The following is a 16,854-nucleotide window of genomic DNA, read 5'->3' on the forward strand; positions in this document are numbered from 1 at the left end:
ATGTAAAGTATGGAAGCAACATTATCGCATTATTTTGGGTATGACAAGTTCAGACCTGGTCAAAAAGAAATCATAACTAAAATAATGGATCATCATAATGTTTTAGGTGTATTACCTACAGGTGGTGGTAAATCAATTTGCTACCAAGTTCCTGGATTAATGTTAGGTGGAACGACAATTGTAATTAGTCCACTAATATCTTTAATGAAAGACCAAGTTGATCAACTTAAAGCAATGGGGATTAAAGCAGCATTCTTAAATAGTAGTTTAACTAAGAAGCAACAAAAAGAAATCGAAGATGATTTAATGAAAGGTCATATTCAGTTTTTATATGTTGCGCCAGAACGTTTCGATAATCAATATTTTTTAAGTTTATTAAGTCGAATTGATATTCATCTTATCGCATTTGATGAGGCACATTGTATTTCTAAGTGGGGGCATGACTTTAGACCTAGTTATCAAAGTGTAATTAAGAAAGTATTCACGTTACCTCAAAACTTTACAATCGTTGCACTAACAGCAACAGCTACTGCAGAAGTACAACAAGATATTATGGAAAAGTTAAACATCGATAGACGAGATGAAGTAAAAACAAGTACGAAACGTCGGAATCTTATTTTTAAAGTGAATCCTACCTATCAACGTCAGAAATTTGTTGTAGATTATGTGCAGAAACATAAAGAACAAGCAGGAATTATCTATTGCTCTACACGTAAACAAGTTGAGGAATTACAAGAAGTATTAGATGTTATCAATGTTTCTTCGTCAATTTATCATGCGGGTTTAACAAATAAAGAACGTGAGACTGCTCAAAACGAATTTGTATATGATAAAGTGAAGGTTGTTATAGCGACAAATGCTTTTGGTATGGGGATAGATAAATCAAATGTTAGATACGTTATACACTATAATATGCCAGGTGATTTAGAATCATATTATCAAGAGGCAGGCCGTGCAGGTCGTGATGGACTAGAAAGTGAATGCATTCTTTTATTTAGTGAACGTGATAAAGGATTGCATGAATATTTTATTACAGTTTCACAGGCTGATGAAGATTATAAAGATAAAATGGGTGAGAAACTCACTAAAATGATTCAATACACGAAAACGAAAAAATGCCTTGAAGCGACTGTGGTACATTACTTTGAACCTAACGAAAAATTAGAAGAGTGCGGGCAATGTAGTAGCTGCATTCAACAAAATAAAACATATGATATGACGCAAGAAGCTAAAATGATCATTAGTTGTATCGCACGCATGCGTCAAAAAGAAAGCTATAGCGTAATCATTCAAGTATTGCGTGGAGAAACAAGTGATTATATTAAATATAATGATTATGATAAGTTGACGACATATGGTTTGATGAAAGATTATACCACTTCGGAATTAAGTCATTTAATTGATGAATTGCGCTTCAAAGGGTTTTTAAACGAAAATGATGAAATCTTAATATGTGATGAAAGTGTTAAAAAGTTACTTAACAATAAAGAGAAAGTATTTACGACACCATTTAAACAAAAATCCAAAGAAAAAGTCTATATCAATACAGTTGAAGGCGTAGATCGAGCATTATACAGTGAATTAGTTGAAGTTCGACGTAAGTTAAGTGAGAAATTGGATATTGCACCGGTTAGTATTTTTTCTGATTACACGTTAGAAGAGTTTGCTAAACGCAAGCCAGAATCCAAACAAGAAATGATATCAATAGATGGTGTTGGTAGCTATAAATTGAAACATTATTGTCCAAAATTCTTAGAAATTATACATTCATATAAAGCGAGTATATAAAGTGAAAGGTAAGGTTGTTACTATTTCTGTAGCGAACCTTACCTTTATTCTATTATCACATTATTAATTTTAAATGTAATTTCTATATTTAGATTAATTTAATATGAATTCCTCATTAAACATGTTTAAATAGGGAATAAGAATGCAGACTATTTGAATAAGTAGAGCAAATGAAGGTGACTAAATGATTGAATTTAAAAATGTAACAAAACGCTATGGGGATAATGTGGCAGTTGATGATGTAAGTTTTAAAATAAATGAGGGTGAGTTTTTTGTAATCATAGGTCCATCAGGGTGTGGTAAAACAACTACTTTGAAAATGATTAATAGACTTATTCCGTTAAGTGAAGGTTATATTTATTTTAAAGATAAACCAATAAGCGATTATCCTGTTTATGAAATGAGATGGGATATTGGATATGTGTTGCAACAAATCGCACTTTTCCCTCATATGACCATTAAAGAGAATATTGCACAGGTTCCACAGATGAAAAAATGGAAAGATAAAGATATAGATCAACGTGTTGACGAATTACTTGAAATGGTTGGTTTAGAACCTGAAAAATATCGAAATCGTAAACCAGATGAATTATCAGGTGGTCAAAGACAGAGGGTTGGTGTAGTAAGAGCATTAGCTGTAGATCCACCAGTTATATTGATGGATGAACCTTTTAGTGCACTGGATCCAATCAGTCGCGAAAAACTACAAGATGATTTAATAGAATTACAAACTAAAATCAAAAAAACAATTGTATTTGTAACGCATGATATTCAAGAAGCTATGAAGTTAGGTGATCGAATTTGTTTACTTAACAATGGACATGTTGAACAAATAGATACACCACAAGCATTCCGTAATCAACCTAAAGGTAAATTTGTAGAAGAGTTTATGGGAAGCCATTTAGAACAAGATAAAGAAAGATTACAGTTGAAAGATCTTAATATTACTTCGCCACTCACAGAAAAAGAAACACACCATGATTATCCGGAAATCAATAGTGATGTGCAATTACGTTCAGTTTATTCTACATTAACCCAACATGAAGCGGTTATTGTTAATGATATATCAACCTCCACGCAATCACTCTTAAAACGTGAAGATATCTTTAAGTATTTATCTGAGATAGACAATGACAAGGGGGTTAAAGCATGAGCGAATTATTTAGCACACTCAATGATCGTAAAGGCGAAGTACTTACGACCATCTTGGAACATATCCAAATTTCATTTATTGCACTGCTAATCGCAATTTTAATTGCCGTGCCATTAGGGATTGCTTTAACAAAGACGAAGCGGTTATCTGAAGTCGTTATGAACATAGCTGCTATATTACAAACCATTCCGTCATTGGCATTATTAGGGTTAATGATTCCAATATTTGGTATTGGTCGCGTGCCAGCTATTATTGCATTAGTTGTGTATGCACTGTTGCCAATTTTGAGAAATACATATACTGGCATTAAAGAAGTTGATCCGTCTCTTATTGAAGCAGCAAAAGGTATTGGTATGAAACCGATGCGTCGTTTGACTAAAGTAGAATTGCCAATAGCTATGCCAGTGATGATGGCCGGTATTCGTACTGCTATGGTTCTAATTATCGGTACAGCAACTTTAGCCGCATTAATTGGTGCTGGTGGACTAGGGGATTTAATTTTACTAGGTATTGACCGTAACAATACGTCTCTAATCCTTATCGGAGCGATTCCTGCTGCACTACTCGCAATTATGTTTGATTTAATACTACGTTATATGGAGAAATTATCTTATAAGAAACTACTAATCACTGTAGGTGCAATGATTCTTATTATACTATTAGTCGTTGTTGTACCACTTTTCGGTAAAAAAGGTGACACAATTACGCTTGCAGGTAAATTAGGTTCAGAACCTTCAATTATTACGAATATGTACAAAATTTTAATTGAGGATGAAACGGATGATACAGTTGATGTTAAAGATGGTATGGGTAAAACATCATTCCTATTTAATGCATTAAAATCAGACGACATCGATGGATATTTAGAATTTACAGGGACAGTTTTAGGTGAATTAACTAAAGAAGATTTAAAATCCAAAAAAGAAGATGCAGTATATCAACAAGCTAAACAAAGTCTAGAGAAGAAATATGACATGACGATGTTAAAACCTATGAAATATAATAATACGTATGCTTTAGCGGTGAAGAAAGACTTTGCTAAAGAAAATAATATTAAAACAATCGGTGATTTAAAAAAGGTTGAAGATAAAATTAAACCAGGGTTCACTATGGAATTTAATGATCGACCTGATGGTTATAAAGCTGTGTCGAAAGCTTATGGTCTCAACTTATCTAATGTTAAAAAAATGGAGCCTAAATTACGCTATACTGCAGTAGAAAAAGATAACATTAATTTAATTGACGCTTATTCAACAGATGCAGAATTAAAACAATATGATATGGTAGTCTTAAAAGATGATAAACACGTATTCCCACCATATCAAGGTGCACCAATGTTTAAAGAAAAATTCTTAAAACAACATCCAGAAATTAAAAAACCGCTCAACAAATTAGAGGGTAAAATTTCAGATGAAGAGATGCAAGAAATGAATTACAAAGTTACCGTGAAAAATGAAGATCCATATAATGTTGCGAAACATTATCTTAAAAAAGAAGGTTTAGTAAAATAAATAGTCACGTGAAAATGTTGGAACAAGACAACGAATTAATCATGAGTTCGTTGTTTTGTTCTTTTTTTACAGAGCAAAATTTGTAAATACAATTGTAATCTGAATTATTTTTAATTACACTATTCTATAAATACACAAAAAGCGTGTATGTTTTTAGGAGGGAGAATGTGAATACTAGAAATTATTCGAGACAAGAAATTGTTAAGAGTGTGCCTCAAAAGGGATTCTTTGGACATCCCAAAGGTTTAAGTACACTATTCTTTACTGAATTTTGGGAGCGATTCAGTTACTATGGTATGAAAGCGATTCTAGCTTATTATCTGTACTATTCAGTTAGTAAAGGTGGCTTCGGCTTACCGCAGGGTACAGCGTTACAAATCGTATCATTATATGGTGCACTCATCTATATGTCTGGTACCATCGGGGGTTGGATAGCAGACAGAATCATTGGTACAAGACATGCATTATTTTATGGCGGCATATTAATTATGTTTGGTCACATCATGTTAACGATACCAGGTAGTTTAACAGTAGTAATGATAGCACTATTACTTCTTATTATTGGTACAGGTTTATTGAAACCTAATATTTCAACTACAGTTGGTGAATTATATGACCATAATGATAGACGTTTAGATGCTGCTTTTACTATTTTCTATATGGGTATCAATTTAGGTAGTTTTCTATCACCATTTGCGACAGGTTACTTACAAACAAGACTAGGGTTCCACTTTGGTTTTGCGGTAGCAGCTATAGGGATGTTCATCGGATTAGTCACTTATTTTATTACAAATAAAAAGAATCTAGGATTGGCTGGTTTAAGCGTTCCTAACCCACTTCGAAAAGAAGAAATCAAAAAATTATCAATTATTACTGGTACTGTCGTAATAATTTTCGCAATTATCCTACTTATCTTGCAATTTATTGGAAAATTGAGTTTATCTAGTTTCAGTGTCATTGTAACGATTATAGGTATCGTGTTACCAATTTGTATTTTTGTTTATATGTTATCAAGTAATAAGACGCACAAAGAAGAGCGTTCTAGAATTTATAGTTACATACCGTTGTTTATTACGTCTGTTGCATTTTGGATGATTCAAGAACAAGGTTCGACCGTTTTGGCTAACTTTGCTGACCAGAAGACAGAACTTAGCTTAGTTAAATTGACTAATGGTGTGTTAGATTTCCACATACCAGCAGCTTGGTTCCAGTCTGTCAATCCAGTATTTATTATTATGTTAGCACCTGTCTTTGCTAGTTTATGGACTAAATTAGGCAGACATAATCCAAATACAGTATATAAATTTGCATTGGGTGCCATCTTTGCAGGTTTATCATATTTAGTTATGATTATACCTTTGAATAGTGATGCGCATTTGATTCACCCTATATGGTTAGTGTTAAGTTTCTTCTTAATCACGTTAGGTGAATTATGTATCTCACCAGTAGGGTTATCTGTAACATCTAAACTAGCACCTGCAAAGTTCTCTGCACAAATGATGGCATTGTGGATGCTCAGTAACGCCACTGCACAAAGTCTCAATAGCCAAATCGTTGTATTATTTAAGATTATTAGTGAGAAAGAGTTCTTCTTATACTCAGGATTGTTTACACTGCTTATTGGTGTTATCTTAGTAGCTATTTCTCCAATGGTTAAGAGAGCGATGAATGGTGTACATTAAGTTAATATAAATTTTAACTAGTCAATGACTTGTAATTTAACAATGTTAGAGGAACAGGTTTATAATTAAATAAACATTTTAATTTTTTGAAAAAGGAGTGGTTGGCAATGAAACAACAATTAAATCAATTAGCAGCATATCAACCAGGATTATCACCACAAGCACTTAAAGAAAAGCACGGTATAGAAGGAGAATTATATAAACTTGCTTCAAATGAAAATTTATACGGTCCTTCTCCAAAAGCAAAGCAAGCAGTTCAAGCACATTTGGATGAGTTATTTTATTATCCTGAGACTGGCTCACCTTCATTACGTAAGACAATTAGTGAACATTTGAACGTGGATCCTTCTCGAATTCTATTTGGTGCAGGGTTAGACGAAGTCATCTTGATGATTTCAAGAGCAGTGCTAACGCCTGGAGATAAAATTGTTACAAGTGAAGGCACATTTGGACAATATTATCATAATGCAATTGTAGAATCTGCTGAAGTTGTTCAAGTACCTCTACTAAGTGGTGGGTTTGATTTAGAGAATATTATTAAAGAGGTCGATGAAGAGACTGCTTTAGTGTGGTTATGTAATCCGAATAATCCGACTGGAACCTATTTCAATCATGATGAATTGGAATACTTTTTAGAACGCGTACCTAGTCATGTGCCTGTATTGATTGATGAAGCTTACTTTGAATTTGTGACAGCAGAAGATTATCCAGATACATTGAAATTGCAAGAACGCTTTGATAATGCATTCTTGTTAAGAACATTTTCTAAGGCATATGGATTAGCTGGGTTGCGTGTAGGGTATGTCGTAGCTACAAATGAAGCTATTGAAAAGTGGAACATCATTCGACCACCATTCAATGTCACTCGTATTTCAGAATACGCAGCGATTGCAGCATTAGAAGATCAAGCTTATTTGAAAGATATTACAGCTAAAAATGCTAAAGAACGTGAAAAATTCTTTGAGATACCACAAAGTGAACATTTTTTACCTAGTCAGACGAACTTTGTATTTGTTGCAACTAAAAAAGCACAAGAATTATATGAAGCGTTACTAAAAGTGGGTTGTATCACACGTCCGTTTCCAACTGGCGTTCGTATTACAATCGGATTCCCAGAACAAAATGACAGAATGATTGATGTATTAAAACATTTTGATTATTAAGTTGGTCAAATACGTAAGCTCTTTAACTTAAAATGATTAGTTGAGTTTTAGAAGTACATCATAAGTTGATTATGCAAGGGGGGCTACAATAGATTCTAAATGTCTTGTAGCACTCCCTTTTAAATTTTTGCTATACTTTAGAAGTATATAGGTGATGATTAAGGGAGAGATAGTATGTCTAGAAAATCTATAGCAATAGATATGGATGAAGTATTAGCAGACACGTTAGGTGCAATTATTGAAGCGGTTAACGTAAAAACGGAATTAGGAATTACAGTTGAGTCTTTAAATGGACAAAAGCTTAAAAATGTAATACCAGAGCATGATGGTTTAGTTCGTGATATTTTAAGAGCGCCAGGCTTCTTTAGAAACTTAACTGTTATGCCCCATGCACAAGAAGTCGTTAAGAAATTGACTGAGCAATATGATGTTTACATTGCTACTGCAGCTATGGATGTTCCAACTTCATTTCATGATAAATATGACTGGTTACTTGAATTCTTTCCATTTTTAGATCCGCAGCAATTTGTCTTCTGTGGTCGTAAAAATGTAGTGAAAACTGATTATTTAATAGATGATAATCCTCGTCAATTACAAATATTTGAAGGTGAACCAATCATTTTTACTGCGTCTCACAATGTAAGTGAAGAACGTTTTAAACGTGTTAACGGTTGGAAAGATGTAGAAGCATTCTTTCTATAGGAGTAGTTAAAATAAGCGATTAAGGTATGATAATCCAATCATTAACCTTAATCGCTTTTATATTAGTATAATAAATTCTTATTGTTCAGCATTCTCTGGAAAAGTTAGAATCTGAAGTGCTTTTGGTAGAACTTCAATTGTAATTGGCGTTTCAAGACTAATTTCACCGTCAACATCTACTTTCATAACTGGATCCGTCGATAATGTAATATGTTTGCCGGCTATGTGATCAATTCCGTTTGTAATTTCATTCCAATCCATACTATCGCGTTTTTTGAATACATCATTGAGAATAGTAAAATTTTGTTTATTAAAAATGAAACTATTCACTTTACCATCTTGAGGTGATAAATCCATAAGTGGTATTCTACTGCCACCGATATTAGGACCGTTAGCAACGACTAGCATAGAGGTATTACCATTAAGTTCTTTATCATCTACAGTTAATGTATAATCAAAATCTTCTGGATTCATTAATGTTTTAACAGTTGAACCAACATAGCTTAATTTACCGAAGATATCTTTACGACCTTCTTGCACGTTTTCCGCGTTTTGAACTATAAGTCCTAATCCCACAAAGTTAAGCACATAAGTGCCATTCACTTTCATAACATCATATGATTCCAAGTGAGACGTTTTAAGTTGTTCACTAGCTTTACTAAAGTTAGGGTTCAAGTTTAATGTTTTAGTGAAATCATTAAATGTACCTCCAGGAATAATTCCAATAGGTACATTTAGGTCATTTGCTAAAACGCCATTAACTAATTCATTAACTGTACCATCTCCACCTAGGATAAAAACGATATCAACATCACTACTATATTCTTGATTTTTAATTCTTTCACAATACTTAATAATGTCGCCTTCATTTTCACTTAGTTGAATTGATAGGTGTTTGCACATAGTAGTAAGTGATTTAGTTACTTCTCCTAAACCTTCATATATATCTTTGAGACCACTATGTTCATGGTAAAAAAGAACACCATGATTAAATTTTTGACCCATACGTATGCCTACTTTCATTTATTTACTCTGATTTAACATTTATTTACCCGAAATGTTATTTGCTTAATTATAATTTGAGTAAAACAAATGCTTAAGTATTTATCATTATATTTTTTTAGTTGATATACAAAGAAATGACAAGATAGAATTTTTTTAAATGCCTTGTCATCTTCTCAATAAGGATAATTTAAATAAAAAAAGCACCTTCATAGCTATAAAATTACTATGAAGATGCTTAAAGATAATTATTTGTTTTGTTTAAATGTCATATTTTAACAATACAAAGGTGATTAATGAATACCTTTCATTGCTTTTGAAATTTTAGGAGTGAAAGCTAAGATGATTACTGTAATTACGATAGCAACGCTTCCTAAGAAGATGAAATAATTCGTTTGCCCTAAAGGCTTGATTAATTTAACTAATGTACCATTAAGTGCTTGTGCAGATGCGTTTGTTAATAACCAAACACTCATCATTTGAGCATTAAATGCTTTAGGTGCTAATTTAACAGCCGCACTATTACCAGTAGGTGATAAACATAATTCACCAACCACACATACAACGTATGATAGGATAACCCAGTTTACTGAGAAGTGTGTATCACCATAACTCATACCGATAAGTCCCATTAAAATGTATGAAGCACCAGCTAATAGCGTACCAATTCCAAATTTTACTGGAAGGCTTGGTTGTTTTTTACCCATTTTCAACCAAATCGCAGATACGATTGGTGCGAATAAAAGAATAAATAATGGGTTAATTGATTGGAACCATGCTTCACCGAAATTAGTTGTCCAACCGAATAAATTCATTTTCATATCAGAACGTTCTAAACCATAAATGTTTAATACGTTTGATCCTTGTTCTTGTATTGCCCAGAATAACATTCCTAAAATAAATAACGGAATGAATGCTTTAACACGAGAACGCTCTACATCTGTAACATCTTTACTTCGAATCATAGTAGTGAAGTAAATGATTGGTAGAGCTATACCAAGTACTAGAACCGTATTACTAATAAGATTGAATGATAAAGTATTTGTGAAATATGTAACTAATAGTACAATAGCAATGACTGCTACAATGATACCTACAATTAATCCATATTTTTTCTTTTCTTCAGAAGATAGCGGGTTGGTTGGATTCATACCAATAGAACCTAAATTCTTTTTATTGAAAATCATATACCATACTAAACCTAATGCCATACCAATCGCTGCAATTAAGAAACCACCATGATAGTTTTTCACGTCTAGGAAATGTTGCAGAATGATAGGTGAGATAAGCGCACCTAGGTTAACTGACATGTAGAATATAACGAAACCGGCATCCATACGAGTATCATTCTCAGGATATAAGCGTCCAACGATGTTTGAAATATTTGGTTTCATTAAGCCTGAACCAATAATGATAAAGAACATTGATGCAAATAAACCGAACATTGCGAATGGTAAACTTAGACAAATATGTCCGATGATAATGAGTACTGCACCAATCAAGGTTGCCCCTCTAGTACCGAATAGTCTATCTGCGACCCATGCACCAGGAATTGAAGACATGTAAATTAATGCGCCATAGACTGACATGATAGACATTGCAGTCGTTTGATCAATTCCTAAACCACCATTTTTAATTTGATCATACATGTAGAAAATAAGCATGGCACGCATGCCATAATAACTAAATCTTTCCCAAAATTCTACAAAGAATAGTACTCCTAAACCACTAGGGTGTCCGAAGAACCCTCGCTGAGGTATTGTTTGAACAGCTTGTTCATGGGAATTGTTTGTTGCCATATGTATCCCAATCCTTTCTTTCTTTAAAGACTGAAATTTAAAATCATGAATATGATAGGTGTAATTGATTAATTTCTTAAAAATAGAAATTTTTAGAAATTTCAGTCAATGAGTTGATGATTTAAAATTGTATGAGAATAAGTTGCTTTATTTAGATCATCTTACTCTTTTGGAATTTTAAATGATAATAATAAAATACGCTTTAATTCACTAATAGGCAATAGTAAATTTAAATAAAATCTCACAAATAATGAAAAAATCCACTAAATTGTTTGACAATTTAGTGGTTAAGTTAATCTTTTATCTGTTATCTATTTTTTCTGGATATAAATCATGATTCATTAATCGGTGTTCAGCCATCTTCTCATATTTAGAATTTGGGCGTCCATAATTAGTGTATGGATCTATTGAAATACCGCCTCGTGGAGTGAATTTGCCCCAAACTTCAATATAATGTGGGTCCATTAAGTCAATTAAGTCATTCATAATGATATTCATACAATCCTCATGGAAATCCCCATGATTTCTAAAGCTAAATAAGTACAATTTCAATGACTTAGATTCTACCATTTTAATATTTGGAATGTACGAAATATAAATCGTTGCGAAATCTGGTTGACCTGTAATTGGGCAAAGAGATGTAAATTCAGGACAATTGAATTTTACGAAGTAATCGCGTCCTTGATGTTTATTATCAAATGTTTCCAAAACTTCTGGTGTATAGTCAAATTCATATTTATTATTTTGATTACCTAATAAAGTAATATCTTGTAGTTCTTCTTTTTGACGTCCTTGAGTCAATTGAATCACTCCTTAGTGTTAGATTGTTGTTTAGTTATAGCGGTTTTGTCGTCGTGCCTTTTCGAACATATAATAGCTTGCACCAATAATAATGACATAACCGATAAGGGCATAGAAATCAGGTGTTTCACCGAATAATATAAATCCGAATATAGCCGTGAAAATGATTGAAGCATACGTAAAGATAGAAATATCTTTTGCAGGTGCAAAACTATAGGCTAGTGTAATACCGATTTGGCCAACTGCAGCAGAAAGACCTGCCCCTAAAAGATAAATTATTTGTATTGTCGTCATTGGCTCATAAGTTGCGATTGAAAACGGTATTAAAACGACAACTGAAAATAATGAAAAATAAAAAACAATAGTATATGGTGCTTCTCTGTTACTTAATGCACGAACACATGTGTACGCAGAGGCAGCAAAGATACCTGAAAATAATCCAGCTAAAGAAGTAATCATTGTTGAAGAAAACTCTGGTTTAACGATAAATAACATACCTAAGATTGCTACAATCATAGCAATGATTTGATATTTTCTAACTTTCTCATTAAGAAAAATTAAACTGAGTAGTATCGTCCAAAAAGGATTAAGTTTCATCAGTGTATCCGCATCGCTTAATACCATATGATCTATAGCGTATATATTTAATAAGACACCTATAAGGCCTAGTGTAGATCGAGAAATTAAAAGGGGTTGGCTACTTAATTTCCCAAACATAGGTTGTTTATATTTAAATATGAAGAATAATGGTATGAACATTGCAACAAAATTTCGAGCTAGGGATTTTTGAAATACAGGTAAATCTCCGGCGAGTCTAAAAAAGACTGACATAAAACTAAAACCGACAGCTGAAATTAAAATTGCAATAATACCTTTAACTTTTGGATTCAAGGTTAATCGCCTCATTTGTAATAAATTACCGTATACATAGTAGCATAATTCAAATGCTAATGCATGAATACTTGAAAATAATACCAAGATGTATTATTATCTAGATACGAACAAATGTTCTGTTCGTATTAAAAACACGTTAAATACTATTTTTTTACAAATGTTATATTCGTGTTTTTGAAGCAAAATATAATTAACATTTGAATAATTGCGCAAAATATATTGATAATTTAAATGATTGGACTTCAAGAATGCCGACAATTCAATAGTTTATTTAGCTGCTAAAAATGCAACTAAAACACATCAAATATTCAAAAATAATTATTTGCGTTAATTTAAGTTGGTCTGATGCACATTCAGACGTTTTTCCGAACTTTTGTCACGAAATAGTTACTTTTAATTAAGAAAGCAATTCTGTATAATGAAACACAGAATATAGTATTAAAACATGAAACGAACCACAACATGTTGTGGTTGTATAAAAAGTTTGTGTTATACAAATTATTCATTTTAAAGGCAATTTCACACTTATTTTAAGTTGAAATTCCTAATTTAATACTATTAATACGAACGAGCATATAGATGAAATAGTCTCGAAATTTTAGTCTAAACACTACATGTAGTGGCTAGAAATGAAAGTCACTTCTTTTAGTATATTAATCATCAGCTAGTTGACATCCAATTAAATGTCTAAAATATGTCGTATTTATTGTCTAGCAAGTTTTCTTATCTATTAAGAGAACTTCTTTTTAATTAATATTATGGATTGACGAAAGAAGGCGTTCCAATGAAAGTAGTTTATTTTTCTTTTTCAGGTAATGTAAGAAGATTTATTAAACGAAGTGAAATTTCAGATGTAATGGAAATTACTAAGGATAATTGTACAGATCCATTTGAAGAACCTTATATTTTAGTTACGGGAACAATTGGATTTGGTGAAGTACCTAAAGAAGTACAATCGTTTTTAGAAGTTAATCATCATAATTTACGCGCTGTCGCGGCAAGTGGTAACCGTAATTGGGGACAAAACTTTGCGAAAGCGGGTAGAACAATTTCCGAAAAATACCATGTACCTTTATTAATGGAGTTTGAAGTACAAGGTTCTAATAAAGATGTTATTGAATTTAAAAATAAGGTGGGGCATTTCAATGAAAATTATGAACGAGAAAAAGTACAATCATATTGAACTAAATAATGAAGTTACGAAACGTAAAGAAAATGGTTTCTTTAACTTGGAGAAAGATCAAGAAGCATTAGCGGTTTATCTAGAAGAAATCCATGATAAAACAATTTATTTTGACAGTGAGATTGAACGTTTACACTATCTAGTAGATAATAATTTTTATTTCAATGTCTTCGACAAATATAGCGAAGAAGATTTAGTTGAAATCACTGAATTCGCAAAATCTATCAACTTTGAATTTGCAAGCTATATGTCTGCTAGTAAGTTTTATAAAGATTATGCGCTAAAAACTAATGATAAATCACAATATCTAGAGGATTATAATCAACATGTCGCAATCGTTGCACTATATTTAGCGGACGGTAATAAGCAGCAAGCGAAACAATTTATCTTAGCAATGGTCGAGCAACGTTATCAACCTGCAACACCAACTTTCTTGAATGCTGGTCGCGCACGTCGTGGTGAATTAGTATCATGTTTCCTATTAGAGGTAGATGATAGCTTGAACTCTATCAATTTCATTGATTCTACTGCCAAGCAATTAAGTAAAATTGGTGGCGGTGTAGCAATAAATCTTTCTAAATTACGTGCTCGTGGTGAAGCCATCAAAGGTATTAAAGGTGTAGCCAAAGGGGTGTTACCAGTTGCCAAAGCATTAGAAGGCGGATTTAGCTATGCTGATCAACTTGGCCAACGTCCAGGTGCAGGTGCAGTATATTTAAATATCTTCCATTATGATGTAGAAGAGTTCTTAGACACTAAAAAGGTAAATGCTGATGAAGACTTACGTTTATCAACAATTTCTACTGGTCTTATAGTGCCGTCTAAATTTTTTGATTTAGCAAAAGAAGGTAAAGATTTCTATATGTTTGCGCCACATACGGTTAAACAAGAATATGGTGTAACACTCGATGATATTGATTTAGAAAAATACTATGACGACATGGTTGCAAACCCTAATATCGTTAAGAAGAAAAAAGACGCAAGAGAAATGTTGAATATGATTGCCCAAACACAATTACAATCAGGTTACCCATACTTAATGTTTAAAGATAATGCTAACAAAGTACATGCCAATTCAAATATTGGTCAAATTAAAATGAGTAATTTATGTACAGAAATCTTCCAATTACAAGAGACATCAGTGATTAATGATTATGGTATCGAAGATGAAATTAAACGTGACATATCTTGTAACTTAGGTTCTTTAAACATTGTAAATGTGATGGAAACAGGTAAAATTAAAAATTCTGTTCACACAGGTATGGATGCATTAACAGTAGTTAGTGATGAAGCAAATATTCAAAACGCACCAGGTGTGAGAAAAGCTAACAGTGAGTTACACTCTGTCGGTCTAGGCGTAATGAACTTACACGGCTATTTAGCTAAAAATAAAATAGGATATGAATCAGAGGAAGCTAAAGACTTTGCAAATACTTTCTTCATGATGATGAACTATTATTCAATCGAACGTTCAATGGAAATTGCGAAAGAACGTGGTGAAGTATATCAAGACTTTGATCAATCAGATTATGCTAGTGATAAATACTTTGAGTTTTATACTTCTCAAGAATTTGAACCTAAATTTGAGAAAGTGAAACGACTATTTGATCACATCGATATTCCAACTGCTAAAGATTGGAAAGCATTACAAGAACAAGTTCAACAGCATGGTTTATATCATGCATATAGACTTGCAATTGCACCTACACAAAGTATTTCATATGTACAAAATGCAACAAGTTCAGTTATGCCAATTGTTGATCAAATTGAACGTCGTACTTATGGTAACGCTGAAACATTTTATCCAATGCCATTCTTGTCTCCTGAAACAATGTGGTATTATAAATCAGCATTCAATACTGACCAAATGAAATTAATAGATTTAATCGCTACGATTCAAACACACGTGGACCAAGGTATTTCAACAATTTTATATGTGAATTCTGAAATTTCAACACGTGAATTATCAAGATTATATGTTTATGCTCACCATAAAGGGCTTAAATCGCTATATTATACTCGTAACAAATTATTGAGTGTAGAAGAATGTACAAGCTGTGCTATCTAATTTAAGAAACTTAAGATAACAAATTTTGAAAAGGAGGAAGTTTGTAGAGTCAAAATTTAAAAATGACTCTCAACTTATCCTCTAAACGAATGAGATTTGCTTTTTAGTAATTAAGGAGGATTTATAAATGAAGGCCGTCAATTGGAATACCCAAGAAGATATGACGAATATGTTTTGGCGTCAAAATATTTCTCAAATGTGGGTAGAAACAGAATTTAAAGTATCAAAAGATATTGCAAGTTGGAAGACACTAACTGAAGACGAGAAGAATACATTCAAACGTGCGTTAGCAGGATTAACAGGATTGGATACACATCAAGCAGATGATGGTATGCCGTTAATTATGTTACACACAACAGACTTACGTAAAAAAGCAGTGTATTCATTTATGGCAATGATGGAACAAATTCATGCGAAAAGTTATTCACATATATTTACAACTTTACTTCCATCTAGTGAAACAAACTATTTACTAGATACTTGGGTAATAGAAGAGCCTCATTTAAAATATAAATCTGATAAAATTATTGAAAACTATCACAAATTGTGGGGCAAAGAAGCCTCTATATATGATCAATATATTGCAAGGGTATCAAGTGTATTTTTAGAAACTTTCTTATTCTACTCTGGTTTCTATTATCCTTTGTATTTAGCTGGACAAGGTAAAATGACTACTTCTGGTGAAATCATTAGAAAGATTTTACTAGACGAATCAATCCATGGTGTGTTTACAGGATTAGATGCTCAAAGTTTACGTAACGAACTATCTGAAAATGAAAAACAAAAAGCAGATAAAGAGATGTATAAATTATTAGAAGATTTATACGCTAATGAAGTATCTTATACACATATGTTATACGATGATATCGGCTTAAGTGAAGATGTATTGAACTATGTCCAATACAATGGAAACAAAGCATTATCTAACTTAGGCTTTGAACCATACTTTGAAGAAAAAGAATTTAATCCTATCATTGAAAATGCATTAGATACTACAACTAAAAACCATGATTTCTTCTCAGTTAAAGGTGACGGATACACATTGGCATTAAATGTAGAAGCCTTACAAGACGAAGATTTCATTTTTGATAAATAATTATCAAAGACT

13 protein-coding genes are annotated in these 16,854 nt (G+C 32.4%); 9 read left to right on the plus strand and 4 right to left on the minus strand.

Annotation, left to right across the window (positions count from 1 at the left end; all coding sequences use genetic code 11):
• Window positions 1–9 precede the first annotated feature (9 nt).
• The 6 genes from recQ to HMPREF3265_RS03695 all read left to right on the plus strand — a co-directional run bounded on the left by recQ (window position 10) and on the right by HMPREF3265_RS03695 (window position 7,999).
• The gene (gene recQ, locus HMPREF3265_RS03670) at window positions 10–1,788 is read left to right on the plus strand and encodes a DNA helicase RecQ (protein WP_070839894.1); all 1,779 of its coding nucleotides are present in this window, start codon (window positions 10–12) and stop codon (window positions 1,786–1,788) included.
• Window positions 1,789–1,972: 184 nt separating this feature from the next.
• Entirely contained in the window at window positions 1,973–2,941 is a 969-nt protein-coding gene (locus tag HMPREF3265_RS03675; protein ID WP_070861049.1) for an ABC transporter ATP-binding protein, read from the plus strand.
• Window positions 2,938–4,452: an ABC transporter permease/substrate-binding protein gene (locus HMPREF3265_RS03680; RefSeq protein WP_070861050.1), complete on the plus strand. Its 1,515-nt coding sequence runs from the start codon at window positions 2,938–2,940 to the stop codon at window positions 4,450–4,452. Before HMPREF3265_RS03675 ends, HMPREF3265_RS03680 begins: the two co-directional genes overlap by 4 nt.
• A gap of 167 nt (window positions 4,453–4,619) precedes the next feature.
• Window positions 4,620–6,134: a peptide MFS transporter gene (locus HMPREF3265_RS03685; protein ID WP_037548502.1), complete on the plus strand. Its 1,515-nt coding sequence runs from the start codon at window positions 4,620–4,622 to the stop codon at window positions 6,132–6,134.
• Window positions 6,135–6,241: 107 nt separating this feature from the next.
• Complete coding sequence (hisC, locus tag HMPREF3265_RS03690) at window positions 6,242–7,297, plus strand: histidinol-phosphate transaminase (RefSeq protein ID WP_070861051.1); 1,056 nt, start codon at window positions 6,242–6,244, stop codon at window positions 7,295–7,297.
• A 174-nt stretch (window positions 7,298–7,471) separates the two neighbouring features.
• Window positions 7,472–7,999, plus strand: a complete 528-nt coding sequence (locus tag HMPREF3265_RS03695; RefSeq protein ID WP_037548514.1) for a 5' nucleotidase, NT5C type — start codon at window positions 7,472–7,474, stop codon at window positions 7,997–7,999.
• Window positions 8,000–8,077: 78 nt separating this feature from the next.
• On the opposite strand, the gene HMPREF3265_RS03700 is transcribed toward HMPREF3265_RS03695, so the two are convergent.
• From HMPREF3265_RS03700 to HMPREF3265_RS03715, 4 genes are all read right to left on the minus strand, one after another.
• Window positions 8,078–9,004, minus strand: coding sequence for a diacylglycerol/lipid kinase family protein (locus HMPREF3265_RS03700; RefSeq protein ID WP_037548518.1), 927 nt, complete (start codon window positions 9,002–9,004; stop codon window positions 8,078–8,080).
• Window positions 9,005–9,294: 290 nt separating this feature from the next.
• Window positions 9,295–10,800, minus strand: coding sequence for an S-Cys-Gly-3M3SH uptake peptide MFS transporter (locus HMPREF3265_RS03705; protein WP_037548522.1), 1,506 nt, complete (start codon window positions 10,798–10,800; stop codon window positions 9,295–9,297).
• 300 nt (window positions 10,801–11,100) lie between these two features.
• The gene (queF, locus tag HMPREF3265_RS03710; RefSeq protein WP_011276427.1) at window positions 11,101–11,601 is read right to left on the minus strand and encodes a preQ(1) synthase; all 501 of its coding nucleotides are present in this window, start codon (window positions 11,599–11,601) and stop codon (window positions 11,101–11,103) included.
• Window positions 11,602–11,631: 30 nt separating this feature from the next.
• On the minus strand, window positions 11,632–12,492 hold the full coding sequence (locus tag HMPREF3265_RS03715; RefSeq protein WP_037548523.1) for a DMT family transporter: 861 nt from the start codon (window positions 12,490–12,492) through the stop codon (window positions 11,632–11,634).
• A 787-nt stretch (window positions 12,493–13,279) separates the two neighbouring features.
• On the opposite strand from HMPREF3265_RS03715, the gene nrdI reads away from it, so the two are divergent.
• From nrdI to nrdF, 3 genes are all read left to right on the plus strand, one after another.
• Window positions 13,280–13,678, plus strand: a complete 399-nt coding sequence (nrdI, locus tag HMPREF3265_RS03720; RefSeq protein ID WP_037548524.1) for a class Ib ribonucleoside-diphosphate reductase assembly flavoprotein NrdI — start codon at window positions 13,280–13,282, stop codon at window positions 13,676–13,678.
• On the plus strand, window positions 13,641–15,746 hold the full coding sequence (nrdE, locus tag HMPREF3265_RS03725) for a class 1b ribonucleoside-diphosphate reductase subunit alpha (protein WP_070861052.1): 2,106 nt from the start codon (window positions 13,641–13,643) through the stop codon (window positions 15,744–15,746). Before nrdI ends, nrdE begins: the two co-directional genes overlap by 38 nt.
• Window positions 15,747–15,873: 127 nt before the next feature.
• Window positions 15,874–16,842 carry a class 1b ribonucleoside-diphosphate reductase subunit beta gene (gene nrdF, locus HMPREF3265_RS03730; RefSeq protein WP_037548528.1) on the plus strand — a complete coding sequence of 323 codons (969 nt, stop codon included), beginning with the start codon at window positions 15,874–15,876 and terminating at the stop codon, window positions 16,840–16,842.
• Window positions 16,843–16,854 lie beyond the last annotated feature (12 nt).

This window comes from Staphylococcus sp. HMSC62B09 (genome assembly GCF_001839115.1).
GTDB lineage: Bacteria > Bacillota > Bacilli > Staphylococcales > Staphylococcaceae > Staphylococcus > Staphylococcus haemolyticus.